The sequence below is a fragment of the Streptomyces sp. NBC_01485 genome (genome assembly GCF_036227125.1).
GTDB lineage: Bacteria > Actinomycetota > Actinomycetes > Streptomycetales > Streptomycetaceae > Streptomyces.
Map to the genome: position 1 here is coordinate 8461208 of NZ_CP109435.1, position 15760 is coordinate 8476967.

At 72.7% G+C, this 15760-nt stretch carries 12 protein-coding genes; 5 read left to right on the forward strand and 7 right to left on the reverse strand.

All coding sequences use genetic code 11. The annotated features are described in order from the left end of the window. Window positions 1-50: 50 nt before the first annotated feature. From OG352_RS37060 to OG352_RS37075, 4 genes are all read right to left on the reverse strand, one after another. Window positions 51-1172, reverse strand: a complete 1122-nt coding sequence (locus OG352_RS37060) for a PP2C family protein-serine/threonine phosphatase (protein WP_329222950.1) — start codon at window positions 1170-1172, stop codon at window positions 51-53. Window positions 1173-1296: 124 nt separating this feature from the next. Next, entirely contained in the window at window positions 1297-2316 is a 1020-nt protein-coding gene (locus tag OG352_RS37065; protein WP_329222952.1) for a zinc-dependent alcohol dehydrogenase, read from the reverse strand. 11 nt (window positions 2317-2327) lie between these two features. Next, the gene (locus tag OG352_RS37070) at window positions 2328-3188 is read right to left on the reverse strand and encodes a fumarylacetoacetate hydrolase family protein (RefSeq protein ID WP_329222953.1); all 861 of its coding nucleotides are present in this window, start codon (window positions 3186-3188) and stop codon (window positions 2328-2330) included. Between the two features lie 92 nt (window positions 3189-3280). Further along, window positions 3281-4204, reverse strand: coding sequence for an IclR family transcriptional regulator (locus OG352_RS37075; RefSeq protein ID WP_443072437.1), 924 nt, complete (start codon window positions 4202-4204; stop codon window positions 3281-3283). Between the two features lie 50 nt (window positions 4205-4254). Here OG352_RS37075 and OG352_RS37080 point away from each other — a divergent pair, with 50 nt between their 5' ends. The 4 genes from OG352_RS37080 to OG352_RS37095 all read left to right on the forward strand — a co-directional run bounded on the left by OG352_RS37080 (window position 4255) and on the right by OG352_RS37095 (window position 9814). Next, window positions 4255-5967, forward strand: a complete 1713-nt coding sequence (locus OG352_RS37080; protein WP_329222954.1) for an IlvD/Edd family dehydratase — start codon at window positions 4255-4257, stop codon at window positions 5965-5967. 111 nt (window positions 5968-6078) lie between these two features. Further along, window positions 6079-8535, forward strand: a complete 2457-nt coding sequence (locus tag OG352_RS37085; protein ID WP_329222955.1) for a glycoside hydrolase family 2 TIM barrel-domain containing protein — start codon at window positions 6079-6081, stop codon at window positions 8533-8535. A gap of 370 nt (window positions 8536-8905) precedes the next feature. Beyond that, entirely contained in the window at window positions 8906-9172 is a 267-nt protein-coding gene (locus tag OG352_RS40160) for a hypothetical protein (RefSeq protein ID WP_443072438.1), read from the forward strand. Between the two features lie 15 nt (window positions 9173-9187). After that, on the forward strand, window positions 9188-9814 hold the full coding sequence (locus OG352_RS37095; protein ID WP_329222957.1) for a TetR/AcrR family transcriptional regulator: 627 nt from the start codon (window positions 9188-9190) through the stop codon (window positions 9812-9814). A gap of 33 nt (window positions 9815-9847) precedes the next feature. Here the strand turns inward: OG352_RS37095 and OG352_RS37100 are convergent, their stop codons facing one another. The 3 genes from OG352_RS37100 to OG352_RS37110 form a co-directional block, all read right to left on the reverse strand. Next, the gene (locus OG352_RS37100; protein ID WP_329222959.1) at window positions 9848-11380 is read right to left on the reverse strand and encodes a glycoside hydrolase family 43 protein; all 1533 of its coding nucleotides are present in this window, start codon (window positions 11378-11380) and stop codon (window positions 9848-9850) included. A gap of 109 nt (window positions 11381-11489) precedes the next feature. Then, on the reverse strand, window positions 11490-12248 hold the full coding sequence (locus OG352_RS37105; RefSeq protein ID WP_329222961.1) for a DUF6338 family protein: 759 nt from the start codon (window positions 12246-12248) through the stop codon (window positions 11490-11492). 2 nt (window positions 12249-12250) lie between these two features. Further along, window positions 12251-12682, reverse strand: a complete 432-nt coding sequence (locus tag OG352_RS37110) for a hypothetical protein (RefSeq protein WP_329222963.1) — start codon at window positions 12680-12682, stop codon at window positions 12251-12253. Window positions 12683-12972: 290 nt separating this feature from the next. On the opposite strand from OG352_RS37110, the gene OG352_RS37115 reads away from it, so the two are divergent. Beyond that, window positions 12973-15747, forward strand: coding sequence for a CHAT domain-containing protein (locus OG352_RS37115; protein ID WP_329222964.1), 2775 nt, complete (start codon window positions 12973-12975; stop codon window positions 15745-15747). Window positions 15748-15760: the final 13 nt, after the last annotated feature.

Sequence of the window (15760 nt, forward strand, 5' to 3'; positions counted from 1 at the left end):
GGACCCGACGGCCACGACGTCCCGGCCCGGCGCCGGCGGCCCCGCACCGCTCAGAGGCGTGGTGACCGGCGGACGGTCAGGACGGCGACGTCGTCGTGGCGGAGGCCGTCCCCGGCGAACGCGCGGGCGTCCTCGTACAGGGCCCGGGGGAGTTCGGTGGGGGAGAGGTCGAGGTGTTTCATGAGGCGCTCGTCGGCCGGGTAGAACGTGCCGTCCGCGGCGCGCGTCTCGGTGAGGCCGTCGGTGGTCAGCACCAGCGTCGAACCGGCCGGGAAGCCGAACCAGTCCACCGTCGTGGGCTCGTCGGCCAGTTCGGCGAGGCCCAGCGGGACGCCGGTGTCCAGCGCGGGCGTGGTGACGGCGCCCTCGTGCACCAACCGGGGAGGAACATGGCCGCAGTTGACGACCTGCGCCTCCGCGCCCGCGTCGACGCAGATGATGAGGGCGGTGACGAACCGTTCGTCCTCGCCGGTCTGTTCGGCGTAGGAGTTGTGCCGGACGACCGAGGCGTCCAGGGCGTCGACGAGCGCGGTGAGCGTGGGCTCCCGGTGCGCCGCCTCGCGGAAGGCGCCTATGACGGCGAACGCGGCGCCCACCGCGGCCAGCCCCTTGCCCTGCACGTCGCCGATCAGCACCCGCGTGCCCCAGGGCGAGGTGACCACGTCGTAGATGTCGCCGCCGACGAGCCGGTCCTCCTGTACGGGCTCGTAGACGCCGTTGACCAGGACGTCGTCGGTGAGCAGGGGCAGGGGGTGCAGGATGTGCCGCTGCATGGCGGCGGCGGTGGAGCGCAGCCGCACCATCTCGTGCTCACGCCCGATGCGCCGGTGGCAGGCGTAGACGGACGCGGCTCCCAGGGCGAGGGTGAGCAGTACGAGCAGGGCGCGGTCGAGCCACCTCGCTCCGTCACCGGCCCGCAGCACCACGGTGAGGGTGACGAAGAGGCTGGTCCACGCGGCGATGAACCTCGTCTGCTGAACCGTGCACAGCGCCGACGCCGTGCCCGGCAGGAAGACCAGCAGCCCGAGGAGCCACACCTCGGACCCGGACAGGACGCCGAGCACCTCCACCAGGACGGTCACCGACAGCACACCGGCGACCGTCTCCGCGTTACCCGGCGGCTCGATGGCATCGAGGGCGTCGGCGGGTCTCTTCCGACGGATACCGATCATGGGCGCTCCCGGGCAGGCGGTGATCTCTCTACCTTAGGCAGAACCTCAGGCGGACGACCGGCCCGGCGGGGTGCGTCAGACGTCGCGGCACTCGTCCTCGTCGACGGTGATCTTCAGCGGGGGTTCACGGGGATCTCCGGGGGTCCACATGGATCTTGGGGCCGGGGCCGGCGCCGACCGGGCGTCCGCCGGCGAGTACGGGGCCGACCTCGTCGAGGCCGACGGTGGCGGCGACGAGCGGTCGGGGGTCGACCGTCCCGTCGGCGTAGGCGCGGATGGTGGCGTCGAGGCCGGGGGAGGCGGACAGGACGCCCACCGCGGTCACGTCCTTGAGGGCGAGTACGCGGGTGTCGATCCCGCTGGGTTCGCCGGCCAGCCCGATGTACACGACGCGACCGCCCGGCTCCACCAACTCCAGGGCCCTGCCCGGCAGATGGGCGGCGTTGGAGGCGTCGACGACGGCGTCGTACGGCAGGTCCGGGACGGAAGCCCCGGTCCACACGTGGTCGAAGCCCAGACCGCGGGCGAAGGCCAGGGAGTCGTCCGTGGCGCCCATCAGGTGCACCTCGGCGCCGGCGGCCCGCAGGAACATCGCGACCAGCAGGCCGATCGTCCCCGGCCCCAGCACCAGGGCGCGGTCCCCGGGGTACGGCGCGGCGGCCTGCGCGGCGCGCAGGGCGTTGCCGCCCGGCTCCACGAGCGCGCCGAGCACCGCGTCGACGGAGGCGGGCAGCGCGTGCAACGAGGCGGCCGGCACCGCGAGTTGCTCCGCCAGCGCCCCGGCCCGCGCCCCGCGGATGCCGACCTCCTGCCGCTCCTCGCACACGTGCCGGCGGCCCCGCAGGCAGCGGCGGCAGGCACCGCAGCCGAGCATCGTGTCGCCCATGACGCGGCGGCCGAGCCAGCCGGGGTCGACGCCCGCGCCGACGGCGGCCACGCGGCCGGACCACTCGTGGCCCGGCCGCATCGGATAGGACGAGTGGCCCTGGTGGAGGTAGGCCATCGCGCCGGTGTAGAACTCCATGTCGGTGCCGCACACGCCGACCCGCTCGACGTCGACGACGACCTCCCCGGCGCCGGCCACCGGCGCCGGGAGATCCCGCACCTGGTACGCGCCGGGGGCGGTCAGTACGAACGCGCGCATGAGGCGGGTGCTCACCGGGGGGCGAGCACGTGCTGACGCTGGGTGCCGAGGTGCCTGATGCCCAGTTCCATCACGTCACCGGGCTGGAGCCACACGGGCGGGTTGAGGCCCATGCCGACGCCGGGCGGCGTGCCGGTGTTGATCAGGTCGCCGGGCTCCAGGACGAGGAACTGGCTCAGGTAGTGCACGATGAAGTACGGGTCGAAGACCATCGTCTTGGTGCTGCCGGTCTGCCGGCGCACCCCGTTGACGTCCAGCCACATGTCGAGTGCGAGGACGTCGTCGATCTCGTCGGCGGTCGCGAGCCACGGACCGGCCGGGTTGAAGGTCTCGGCGGACTTGCCCTTGGACCACTGCCCACCGCGTTCCAACTGGAAGGCGCGCTCACTGACGTCGTTGACGACCACGTACCCGGCGATGGCGTCGCGCGCCTGCGCCACGTCGTCCAGGTAGCTGGTGCGCTTGCCGATCACGATGCCGAGCTCCACCTCCCAGTCGGGTTTGGTGGACCCGCGCGGGATGCGCACGTCGTCGTTCGGGCCGACGAGGGTGTTGGGCGACTTGGTGAACAGGATCGGCTCGTCGGGCACCGGCATGCCGCTCTCGGCCGCGTGGTCGCGGTAGTTCAGCCCGATGCACAGGATCTGGTGCGGGCGGGCGATGGGGGCGCCGACGCGCTCCCCGGCGAACAGGGCCACCCGGCCCTCCGCCACCCGCCTGGCCACGATCGGGCGCACCCGGTCGACGCCGCCCGTGCCGAAGAACGCCTCGTCGAAGTCCATGACGACGTCGGAGAGGTCGACGTACGTCTCGTCGTCGATACGGGCAACGGGCTTCTCGGCGCCGGGGGCGCCGATACGCATGAGGTACACGGGTCTTTCTCCAGGGTTCGCAGGGGGCGGTGACACGGGGTCGGTGACACAGGGTCGGTGACGCGGGGGCGGTGTCGGGGAGTGGCAAGGGATCAGGGCAGTGGTGCGCCCAACGGGCCGAGGAGGGCGCGGATCTCGTCGAGGGCGTCGACCAGGGTCGACAGCGGCGTCCGGTAGGCCAGGGCGCTGATGCTCACGGCTCCGGAGGGGGTCGTCGGTGAGGTCAGGTACACGGGTACGGCGAGGCAGTTGACTCCGGTCTCGGTCTCCTGGTCGTCGACGCCGTGGTCCCGCAGCCGGGTGGCCGTCAGCTCGCGGTGCAGGTCGGCGGCCGTGCACAGCGTCCGTGGCGTCCGGCGCTCCAGGGGGGAGCCGCCGATCCACGCCTCGACCTCCGCCAGGGAGCCCAGCCGCCGGGCGAGCAGCAGTTTGCCGACGGCGGTGGAGTGGGCGGGGTTGCGGCCGCCGATCGTCGACGTCAGCCGGACGGCGCCCGTGGGCGGGTCGACCTTGGCGCGGTAGACCACTTCACGGTCGTCGAGACGCCCGTCGAGACGGCTGTCGAGCACCGCGTAGTGCGCGGTCTCGCCGAACCGGCGGGCCAGCGCCTCCAGCACCGGGCGCACCCGGACGTGCTCGGGCCGGGCCTCGTGGTGGGCGAAGGCCATGCGCAGGAACTCGTCGCCGAGCACGTAGTGGCCGCGCGTGTCCTGGTCGGCCAGACCGGCGCGGCGCAGCGCGCCGAGCGCCCGGTGCACGGTCGGCTTGGGGCTGCCCATCGCCCGGGTCAGCTCCTCGAGGCCCACGCCGTCGGGATACCGGGCGAGCTCCCTGAGGACCGCGAGCACCCGGTCCGAGCCCACGAGCCGGCCGCCCTCGGCGCCGGCCGTGCCGTCCTCGCCGGGGCCTGCCGACCGGGCGTCCGGCGAACCGTGGTCTGCCGAACCGTGGTGTGCCGTTCCGTGGTGTGCCGACTCGCCGTCTGTCGGTCCGTCGTCCGTCTGCGTATGCTCCATCGCGTTCCAGACTTTAGATCGGCGTACCGATTATTGGAAGAGGTTCCGGGATGGGGCTCCGCAGCGCACAGTGGTACGCGGGTCAGGACCGCAACGCCTACATCCACCGGGCGTGGATGCGACGGGGCGTGCCGGACGACGCCTTCACCGGCCGGCCGCAGATCGCCATCGCCAACACCGCCTCGGACCTGACTCCCTGCAACGCGCATCTCAACGAGGTCGCGGCCTCCGTCCGCAACGGCGTGTACGAGGCGGGCGGCATCCCGCTGGACCTGCCCGTGGTGTCGCTGGGCGAGACGCAGGTACGGCCCACGGCCATGCTCTGGCGGAACATGGCCGCGATGGCCACGGAGGAGATGCTGCGGGCCAACCCCGTCGACGGCGTGGTCCTGCTGGGCGGCTGCGACAAGACGATCCCCTCGCTGCTCATGGCCGCCGCCTCGGTGGATCTGCCGGCCGTGGTCCTGCCCGGCGGCCCGATGCTCACCGGGACCTTCCGCGGCACGCCGCTGGGCTGCGGCACCGACGTGTGGCGGCTGTCGGAGGAGGTCCGGGCCGGCACGCTCTCCCAGGAACAGTTCACCCGGTCCGAGTCGGCGATGATCCGCAGCCGCGGGCACTGCAACACCATGGGCACCGCCTCGACGATGGCGCTGGTCGCCGAGGCGCTGGGCACGGTCGTCCCCGGGGTGGCCGGGACCCCGGCCCCCGACAGCCGCCTGCCGGCCGCCGCGCACCACACCGGCCGGCTCGCGGTGGACATGGTCGCCGCGGACCGGCGGCCGGGGACCTTCCTGACCAAGGCGTCCTTCCACAACGCGATCGTGGCGCTGGCCGCCATCGGCGGCTCCACCAACGCGGTCGTCCACCTGCTGGCGATCGCCGGCCGGCTCGGCGTCGACCTGACGCTCGACGACTTCGACCGCGTCGGCTCCCGGGTACCGGTCCTGGTGGACCTCCAGCCGGCCGGCCGCTTCCTCATGGAGGACTTCCACCGCGCCGGCGGGCTGCTCGCCGTCCTGCGAGAGGTCCGTGACCTGCTCGACCCCGACGCGCTGACCGTGACCGGCACGCCCCTGGTCGACTCGCTCGACGACGCCCCGATCTGGGACGGCGAGGTCATCCGCACCCGCGCCGAGCCGCTGGTCGCCGAGGGCGGCATCGCCGTCCTGCGCGGCAACCTCGCACCCGACGGGGCGCTCATCAAGCCCGCGGCGGCCTCGCCGCACCTGCTCAGCCACCGGGGCCGGGCGGTCGTCTTCGACTCGGTCGAGGACTTCCACGCCCGCGTCGACGACCCCGGACTCGACGTCGACGCCGACTCGGTCCTCGTCCTGCGCGGCTGCGGCCCCAGGGGCTACCCGGGCATGCCCGAGGTCGCCAACATGCCGCTGCCCAAGAAGCTGCTCGAACAGGGCGTCCGGGACATGGTCCGCGTCTGCGACGGCCGGATGAGCGGCACCGCCTACGGCACCGTGGTCCTGCACGTCGCCCCGGAAGCCGCGGCCGGCGGCCCCCTCGCGCTGGTGCGGACCGGGGACTTCATCACCCTCGACGTCGCGGCCCGCCGCATCGACGTCGACGTCCCGCAGGACGAACTCGCCCGCCGAACCCCCGGCGAGGCCACCGTCACCGGCTACGCCGCCCCCCGGCGCGGCTGGGAACGCCTCTACGTCGACCACGTCCTCCAGGCCGACACGGGCGCCGACCTGGACTTCCTGATCGGCTCCAGCGGCTCGGAGGTCAGCCGGGAGTCCCACTGACGCCTGGCGGCGACTCTGGCCGCCAATTTTTGTGGATGGTAGATTTTGGATGGCCGAAGCATCGCGGTCACTCGGGGCGGTGTCGGCGAGCCGACTACTCATGGAGTCCACATGATCCGCACGTCCTTCAACGACGCCTGGCAGGTCCGGCCCAAGGTCAACCCCTTCGCCGAACTGTCCGGTCATGTGGTCCCCTTCCGGCCGGTGACGCTGCCGCACGACGCGATGATCGAGCAACGGCGGGCCGCCCCGGACGGCGAGGTCACGATGGACGGCGCGGCGGGCGCGTACTTCCCCGGCGGCGTCTTCGAGTACCGCAAGACCTTCGCCGTCCCCGAGGAGTACCGGGGCCGGCGCGTCTTCGTCGAGTTCGAGGGCGTGTACCGCGACGCGACCGTGTACATCAACGGCGACTACGCGGGCCAACGGCCGTACGGCTACTCGCAGTTCCGCATAGACGCCGACCGCTTCCTGCGCTTCGGCGAGGACAACGAGATCCGCGTCGAGGCCCGCGCCCACCGTGACTCCCGCTGGTACACCGGCGCGGGCATCTACCGCGACACCTGGCTGCTCGTCGGCGAGGTGGTGCGGATCGTGCCCGACGGCGTGCGGATCACCACCCCCGACGTCGACGCCTCGCGCGCGGTCGTCGAGGTCGCCACGGAGGTCGTCAACGACTCGATCGAGGTCCGCACGCTCCCCGTCGTCACCGAGCTGCGGGACGCGTCCGGGGCGGTCGTCGCGAGCGACGTGTCGCGGGTGACGGTGCTCCCCGGCGAGCCGGCGACCGTCCGCCAGCGCCTCTACGTCCCCTCCCCGGCCCGGTGGAGCCCCGAGGCGCCGCACCTCTACGGCTGCCGGGTCGCCCTGGGCGAGGTGGACGAGGAGCAGGTCACCTTCGGCATCCGAACCCTGCGACTCGACCCCGAGCACGGCCTGCGCGTCAACGGCGAGACCGTCAAGCTGCGCGGCGCCTGCATCCACCACGACAACGGGATCCTCGGCGCGGCGACCTGGGCCCGGGCCGAGGAACGCCGCGTCGAACTCCTCAAGGACGCCGGATTCAACGCGATCCGCATGTCCCACCAGCCGATGAGCAAGCCGATGCTGGACGCCTGCGACCGCCTCGGCATGCTCGTCGTCGACGAGGCGTTCGACGTGTGGACCTCCGGCAAGTCCGAGTTCGACTACAGCCTGAACTTCCCCGAGTGGTGGGAGCGCGACATCGAGGCGATGGTCGCCAAGGACGTCAACCACCCCAGCGTCATCATGTACTCGATCGGCAACGAGATCCCCGAGACCGGCTCGCCCTTCGGCGCCGCGTGGGGCCGCAGGCTCGCCGAGAAGGTCCGTTCCCTGGACCCGACGCGCTACGTCACCAACGCGGTGAACGGCCTGCTGGCCGTCATGTCCGAACTGGGCGCCCTGATGCAGCAGCAGCCGCAGGACAAGGCGGCGGACGCGGGTGAGGGTGAGCAGAAGGGCATCAACACCTTCATGGCCGACGCCGGGGACATGATGAACGCGATCAGCGCCTCCGACCTCGTCACACAGAAGACGGCCGAGTCCTTCGCCGTGCTCGACGTCGCCGGCATGAACTACGCCGAGGCCCGCTACGTCCTGGACCGCGACCTGTTCCCCAACCGGATCATCCTCGGCACCGAGACCTTCCCCACCCGCGTCGACGGCAACTGGCGGCTGGTCGAGCAACACGGCCATGTCATCGGCGACTTCACCTGGACCGGCTGGGACTACCTCGGCGAGGTCGGCATCGGCCGCCCCCAGTACGTCACCCCCGCCACACCCGCGCCCTCCCACACCGCCCCCTACCCCTACCTGGTCGCGGGCTGCGGCGACCTCGACATCACCGGCCATCGCCGCCCCGCCTCCTACTACCGGGAGATCGTCTTCGGCCTGCGGGCCGAGCCGTACATCGCGGTCCGCCGCCCCGAACACCACGGCAAGGCCGCCGCCGGGACGCCATGGGCCTGGAGCGACTCGATCGCCGGCTGGACCTGGCCCGGCTTCGAGGGCGCACCGGTCGCGATCGAGGTCTACGGCGACGCCGACGAGGTCGAACTCCTAGTCAACGGAGGCTCGTCGGGGCGTCAACCGGTGGGCGAGGACCACCGCTTCCGCACCGAGTTCGACACGGTGTACGAGCCCGGCGAACTCCTCGCCGTCGCCTATCGCGACGGCGTCGAGACCGGCCGCCACGCGCTGCGTTCGGCGACCGGCCCGGTGGGGCTGCGTGCCGAGGCCGAACGCCCGGTGATCGAGGCGGGCGGCGGCGACCTCGCGTACGTGACCCTCGCCCTGGTGGACGCGGACGGCACCCTGCACACCTCGGCCGACCGCCCGGTGCGTGTCGAGGTCTCCGGCGCCGGCGTCCTGCTCGGCCTCGGCAGCGCGGACCCGTGGACCGAGGAGCCGTTCGGCAGCACGGAACGCCTCACGTACGAGGGCCGCGCGCTGGCCGTCCTGCGCCCCACCGGGCCCGGAAAGATCCGCCTCACCGCGACGGCCGAGGGCTGCGAACCGGTCGACGTCGTCGTCACCGTCGAATAGCGGCCGAGCAGCAGCCGAACAGCGGCCGAGCAGCCGAAGAGCACCTGTCGCCGAGCGAAGGAATCTGACATGGCCACTGGTGAATGGACCCCCGACGGGATCGGGAAGCTGGTCTCCCGGCTCACGTTGGAGCAGAAGGCCGCCCAGCTCGCCGGCCTGAGCGCCACCGACGTGCTCACCCGGTCGGACACCGGTCCCGGCGTCGAACCGCGGCGCGTCAAGGAGCTGCGTCCGCACGGCGTGGGGCACCTGTCCCTGGCCTGGTTCCTGGGCCACGACGCCGACAGCTTGCGCGGACTGCTCGCGCGGATCCAGGACGCCGTCCGCGAGGTCTCGCCGTTCGGGATCGGCGCGCTCGGTGGTCCGTCCGGTGCGGCAGCTCATCGCGTTCGAACGCGTCGCCCTCGGGGCGGGGGAGACCCGGACCCTCGTCCTGGAAGCCCGTGGAGCGGCTCCACTACACCCTGGCCGACGGACGTCGCGGCATCGAGCCCGGCGACGTCACCGTCCTGGCCGGACTCGCCGCCGACGCGCTCCCCTGCGCGGCGACGGTGACGGTGCCGGCGACGGGCGGTCAGCGATGGCCGATTCCCACAACAGCCCAGGCCGTACGCCGTCTTGCGCACGTACGGCGTGAAGTACGGTCTGACGGGTGACGAACCAGCGAAAGCCGCGCGGCCCCTACCGCAAGAGCGCCGAGCGACGGGAACAGATCCTCCAGGCCGCCTACGAGGCCATCGACGAGCACGGCGAACGCGCGTCCCTCCAGGACATCGCCGACCGCGTCGGGGTGACGCAGCCCGCGCTGACGTACTACTTCCCCACCCGCGACGACCTGTTGCTCGCGGTGCTGGAGCGGCGCGACGTGTTGGGCAAGGCGACCGCCGGCGGCGCCGCCCGGAGCGAGAACATGGTCGAGAGCATGGCGGCCAGCGCCCGGCACACCACCGGTCACCCCGGGCTGGCCAAGCTGTACGTCACGCTGTCGGCGGCGGCCACCGATCCGGAGAGCCCCGCGCACAGCTACTTCCGCGACCGCTACCGCACCATCGCCGCCGAGGTCACGCAGGACTTCGAGGAACAGCAGCGAACCGGCGGCATCCGCGCCGACGAACCGGCCGAGCACCTGGCCAGGACACTGCTCGCGGTACTGGACGGCCTCCAGATCCAGTGGATGCACGACCCCACGGTGGACATCGCCGCGATCGCCGAGACGTTCACGCGGATGCTGGTGCCTGTGGCGGATCCCGGGCCGGAGACGAAGCCGGCCGGCGACTGACCGCAGGACCCGAGCTCACGGCCTGCGCTCACCTCAGGAGTCGGCGGGCGGTGACACCGGCATCCGGGTCGCCGGCACCGGGTCCGGGTCGGGGGCGTAGGTGAAGCGGGTGAGCAGGGCGTCCGTGCCCAGGGCCTCGACGCCGATCACCCGGCCGGTGAAGCCGCCGGCGACCTCGGTCGTGAGGTAGCGCCCGTCGATCGTGGCGAGCGTACGGAACTCGCCGTCGACGAGGTGGCCGAGGTGGAGGTCGTCGGGTCCCTTGGCGAAGCTGTACTGCTCGGTGTTCGCGACGGAACGCAGGGCGAGCGGGTGGTCCGCCGGGACGCCCTCGGCGGTGGCCAGCACCTGGTCGAACGGGCCGACGACCGCACGCGCCGACACGGTGGTGCCCTGGCGCTGCACGGCCGCCCAGTGGGCGTCGTCGATCCGCACGACGAGGGCCGCGTCGCCCTGCGGCACGGTGGCGGTCGCGGTCCAGGACGAGTCACGGGCCCGGACCGCGAGCAGCCGCTCGGCGTCCCGCGCCCCGGGCGCCCGCCCGGCCGACAGACGCAGGCCCCCGCCCGGGACGGGCACGGCGAAGGAGCGGGGGTCGGTGCCCGGCGCGATCCAGCGCGGGTGGAGCCGCCCGGCGTCCGAGCCGTCCGAGGTCTCGAAGTCGTCGGTGAAGGCGGTGGGCGCCTGCGGGACGTCGTACCGGTCCTCGACGATCACGGGCCAGCCGTCGGCCCAGTCCACGCCGGTGAGGAACGTCTCGCGGCCGTTGACGTGCGCCGCGGGGAACGATCCGCGCGGCCGTACCCCCAGGTGCACCATCGCCCAGGAGCCGTCGGGCAACTCGACGAAGTCGCCGTGGCCGGTGTTCTGCACCGGGTGCGAGGTGCTGCGGTGGGAGAGGATCGGGTTGGCCGGGTGCGGCTCCCACGGGCCGGACGGGGAGTCCGAGCGCGCGACGCAGATCCCGTGACCGGGACCGGTGCCGCCTTCGGCGACCAGGAGGTACCAGTACTCGCCGCGCCGGAACAGGTGCGGGCCCTCCGGGTGGGCCATACCGGTGCCGTTCCAGATGACGCGCGGCTCGGAGAGCAGCTTGCCGGTCGCCGGGTCGACGACGGCCTGACTGATGGCTCCCGGGAACGCCCAGGTCAGGTAGCAGGTGCCGGCCTCGTCCCAGGCGAGGTCGGGGTAGATGCCGATCGCGCCCGAGGTGTGCACGGGCTCGCTCCACTCGCCCGCGGGGTCGCTCGCCCGGACGATCAGGTGGCCCTTCATCACGTCCTCCCGGTTCGTCGTCACCATCCAGAACTCGCCGTCGTGGTGGCGGATGGTGGGCGCGTAGATGCCCGCGCTGGCACCCTCCCGGCCCAGGCCCACGGTGAACTGGCTCGGCCGGTCCAGGACGTTCCCGATCTGCTCCCAGCGCACGAGGTCGCGGCTGTGGAAGACCGGGACCCCGGGGAAGTACTCGAAACTGGAGTTCACCAGGTAGTAGTCCTCGCCGACACGGCAGACGGACGGGTCCGGATAGAAGCCGGGGATGACCGGATTGATGTTGGTGGTCATGGGCGGCCCTCCGGTGTGCGGTGGTGACGAAGGCGGTGGTGCGGTGCGGTCACCCTGGCCATGAAATTCTTTGATTGGTAGATTTTCAACCCCCTGTGGCAGGCACCGGTCACGTGAGAGGACTGGCCGGTGTGCCGTCGGCGACCGGCCCTGGGGTAGTGGTCGGTGCGGGTGCGGGTGCGGGTGCGGGTGCGGGTGCCGGTGCCGGTGCGGGTGCCGGTGCGGGTGCGGGTGGCTGGGGTGGCAGGTCGGATCCGTAGACGAGGACGATCTGCGGGCCGGGGATCGCCACGAACCGGGCCCGGTGGCGGACCCTCGCCTTGCCGGGCTCGGTGAGCGCCAGCGGCCACTGGAGTACGAGGTCGCCCTCGCCGAGCACGTCGCGGTCGCCGTCCATGCTCAGCAGCTTGCCCTCCCACAACCGTCCGTCGGTCAACTCGACCGCCAGCCACAGGGAATGCCCCGGCGGGGTCAGCTCGACGGCCTTGCGCAACGGCGGGTACGGGGTGTGCCGGACCGCCGTGCCCCCGTACCGCGCGACGACCACCCCGGCCGACACCGCGCCCACCAGGCTGATCGTGAACGCCAGAACGCCCGACCAGACGGCCTGCCAGGGGTGGACGGTCAGATAGGAGGAGCCTTTCAGCAGCCCTTCGAGCGGCAGCAGCGCCGTCCAGTGCGGCGCCGTCAGCAGCACCACCAGCGTCCCCGCGGCGCTGCCCACGGCGCCCACGCAGACCAGGTCGACGAGTTCCAGGAGTGAGGTGCGCCGGCGCCGGGGCCGACGCACCTCGACGATACGGACGTAGACGTACCCGGGTGCGGCGGAGACGAGCAGCACGACGAGCGCGACGACACTGGTCGGCATGGTCAGCCGGTCCCGCCGCCGCCCGTCGAACCGCCGTTGCCGGTGGCCGGGGGCGGATTTCCGTCGCCCGGCTGCGGTTGGGGCGGCAGTTGGGCGGCCGGGGTGCCGAACGGGTCCGGGAGTGCGGCGGCCCCCGGGTCCGACTCGGTCGGCATGTCGACCCCTCGCCGTCCATGGGTCTCGTCCAACTCGCCCTGGTTCACGAGATCCTGGAGGTCGACGTGCGTGCCGACGAGTTCCTCGAGGCGCTCGTCGAACTCCTCGTGGTCGAGACCGGCGGCGCGGTCGTAGAACTCGGTGAGGGCGGCTCGGGTCCCGTCGGAGACCTCGTGCCACCCGGGGCCGCGGAGGGCGGCTCGGACCCGCACGTCGGTGACGGTGCGCGGCAGGCCGGGAAAGGCGGGACCTCCGGAATCGGAACGGCTGGAACGCACGATTGCGACACCTCCGGATACGGCTGGCTCAGGGAGCCCGCCCATCCTGCCAGTCTCAGTCCTGTCAAGGTGTCCCTTTTCTCGCACAAATCTGTTCATCGGTACGTAATGTGGGGGACGAGAGCACGCCTCGCCTCGGTCGTCCGAAGACGTCCGGGCCTGGGGCCCGGGCAAGGGAGCACGGCACGGTGGTCGGGCAGAACAGGCCTTGTGAGTACCGGGACTTCACCGTTCGACTGGTCAGGAGGACGTCCCCGACGGACGGCACCGGGGAGGCCGGAGAAACCGATGTGGCGGGGGACGGCTCCGGGCGGGTCTGGTTCGACGTGCACGCGGTGGAGGCCGGCGTCCAGGTCCCCGGCAGGTCTCTTCACCTCGACCGCGTACGGCGGTTCGCCGCGGAGTTCGATCAACGCGGCACCACCGAATCCCTCGTAGCGCGTGGCATGGGGGACGCGCTGCTTCCCAGGGCGGTCGTCGACGCCCGCTTCCGGACCGCTCTGGAGGACGCCCGTCAGCGGCGGGCCGGAGTCCGGCTGTGCATCGAGACCACCGACCCCGAACTGGCCTCCGTCCCCTGGGAGATCAGCGTCGTGAACGTGAACACCACGGGCGCCGGACCGGAATGGCAGTTCCTGTACCGCCACGAGACGGTCTCCGTGGCCCGCAGACGTGTCGACTCCTTCCTTCCGGCGGAAGCGGAGGCATTCGCGCGCGAGGCCAAGGGGCCGGTGGTCGTGGCCACCGCGCTGGACGTCTTCGACCGCCACGGGCGCTTCGGACTCCTGACCGGGGAGCCCGGTGCCGGAGGGCACGTCTCCGCGGTCAGCGCCCTCCAGGCGGCCGGTCGGCTCCAGGGCACCCGGTTCGAGCCGGTCGTGCCCCAAGACCCCATCAGCCGCGACCAGTTGTGCGCAGCCCTCGCCACGCGCGCCTGGGCGTTCGTGTTCGGCGGCCACGGCACCGCCGACGGCATCCTGGTCACCGGCCCCGACGGCCGGGAGGATCTGCGACTGATGACCTCGGCCGACCTCGCCGACACACTTCGCGAGGCGAACGTGCAGGTCGCCGTCCTCGCCGCATGCCACACGGCTACGGCTACGGCTACGGCTACGGCCACGGCCACGGAGAGCGGCGCCGCCGTCGCGGACACGGCCAGTGGTTGGAGCAGCGTGGCCGGGACGCTCGTCGACGGCGGAGTGCCGTGGGTGATCGGGATGCGCGGCCTGGTCGACGACAAGGTGGCGGCCGAGCTGACCCGTGAGTTCCTGGCCGGGCTGCACGACGGCGACTCCGTGGAGAACGCGCTGGCCCGGGCCCGCGCCGCCGTACCGAAGTCCGGCTGGCTCCCCGTACTGCACACCTCCGCGTCCGTGCCGGACGCCCGGTTCCGGCCACCGGCGCCGGTCGTGGCCCGAGAGGAACTCGCGGCGTTTCCCGTCGTGTCGCGGGAGCGGGCCATGGCGGGCGGGCTCGTATACGACAAGGGTCCGTGCCGGCTCGACGTCCTCTGGGGCCTCGACCGGGGCCCGATCCGCGGCGTCCTGGCCGACCGGCCCGGCACCCGGCTCGCCGACGAACTCCACCTCGTCGAGTACGGCCCGCTGTCCCCAGTCACCAAACCGCACGGGCGGCCGGCCGCCCTCGGCCAGCAGACGGCCGCCGGGACCGCGCTGTTACCCCGGAGGCAGTGGTACGAGGTGCTGCACAGGGACGGCGGCGAGCTCCCGGGCTCCTCGGACGCCCTCAACCTCCTGGTCTCCCGCCCGTACGGCTGGAGCGCGCACCTGAAAGCGCAGCCCGACGGTTCCTCGATGGGGTTCGAGGTGTGCTGGGACGCACCCCGCGGCTGCGCTCCGGGCGCCGTCCGCCCCGCGGTGGACCTCATGCGGGCGATCGCCTCGCTGCTTCCCGGCGCGGCCATGGTCCTGCACATCAGAGGGGACGACGAGGAAGCCCTGCTCAGCGCCGCCGAAGAGGCGGCCGGGTCGCTGCCCGCGCGGGACGACGGCTCGGTGATCGCACCTGCGGTGCTGACCCGGGTGCGATGGGGGGACACCGCCTGGCAGCCCCCCACGGAGCCCGGTCCGGCGGCGGGCGGCTCGACGGCCGGCACCGCCGGTCGCCTGGCGGTCCGCGACAGGGTCGACCGCTACAAGCGAAAGCGGGATCAACCGGCCCTGGCCGAGCGGCGGTTGAACGACGCGAGGCGGGTCATTCAGGAGTTGGAGGAGGACGAGGAGGGATCTGCTCTGCTGAGGGAACCGGAGTTCCTGGCGGCCGAGTTGTTCCGGGTCGGCACCCGACCCGAGATAGAGGCCCTGCTCAGAGTTCTCGCGCTGGAGCGGGACGACGACGAGGAGCGCTACGCCTCCCTGGCCGCCGCGGCCACCCGGGACGATCACCTGGACGTCTGGCTGGCCGCCGCGGAAGGGCTTCCCGCGTCGAGGGGCGAACTCGCCGGGCCGGCCGAGGCAGGCGAACTCGCCGCGGGCGCCAGGCCGGTGGACCCGCTGTGGCTGCCGCCCGCCCTGTTCCCCGAGCCGGTGCGGACCCGCGTCGTGCTGGGGCTCCTGCGACGCGGGGACGATCCCGCCCGGGCCGTCCCGCGGCCGGTCTGGGACGGTCAGGTCTCCCGGGAGCTGCGCCGGGTGCTGGAGTATCTGCGATCCGCGCCCAAGGGCCGTGACACGGCCGACGGCAGAGCGGCCGACCAGGAGTTCCTGCTCGGCCTCGATACCTACGAAGCCGCGGACATGGCGCTCCGGGCCGGCGTCGGCCGTTTCCTGACGATACGTCAATTAGCGCCCGTCGGCGGGCAGTTCCCGCACGGTCGGCTGTCCCCCGCAGGCTGGGCGGCGCTCGCGTCCCGGCCGCTGGAGCGGGCGTCCGTGAAGCTGCTGGGGAGTGAACCCGCGGAGTGGATGCGGCGAGCCGTCGGCCTCCACGAGAAACCCGCCGAACCCGACGGCGACAACCTCCGCTTCGCCGAGGGCCTGCGCCGCGCACTCTTCACCCCGCACCCGCCCCTCGACCCGCCCTCCGGCCCTCCCGTCCGATCCTGACCCGCACCTGTTC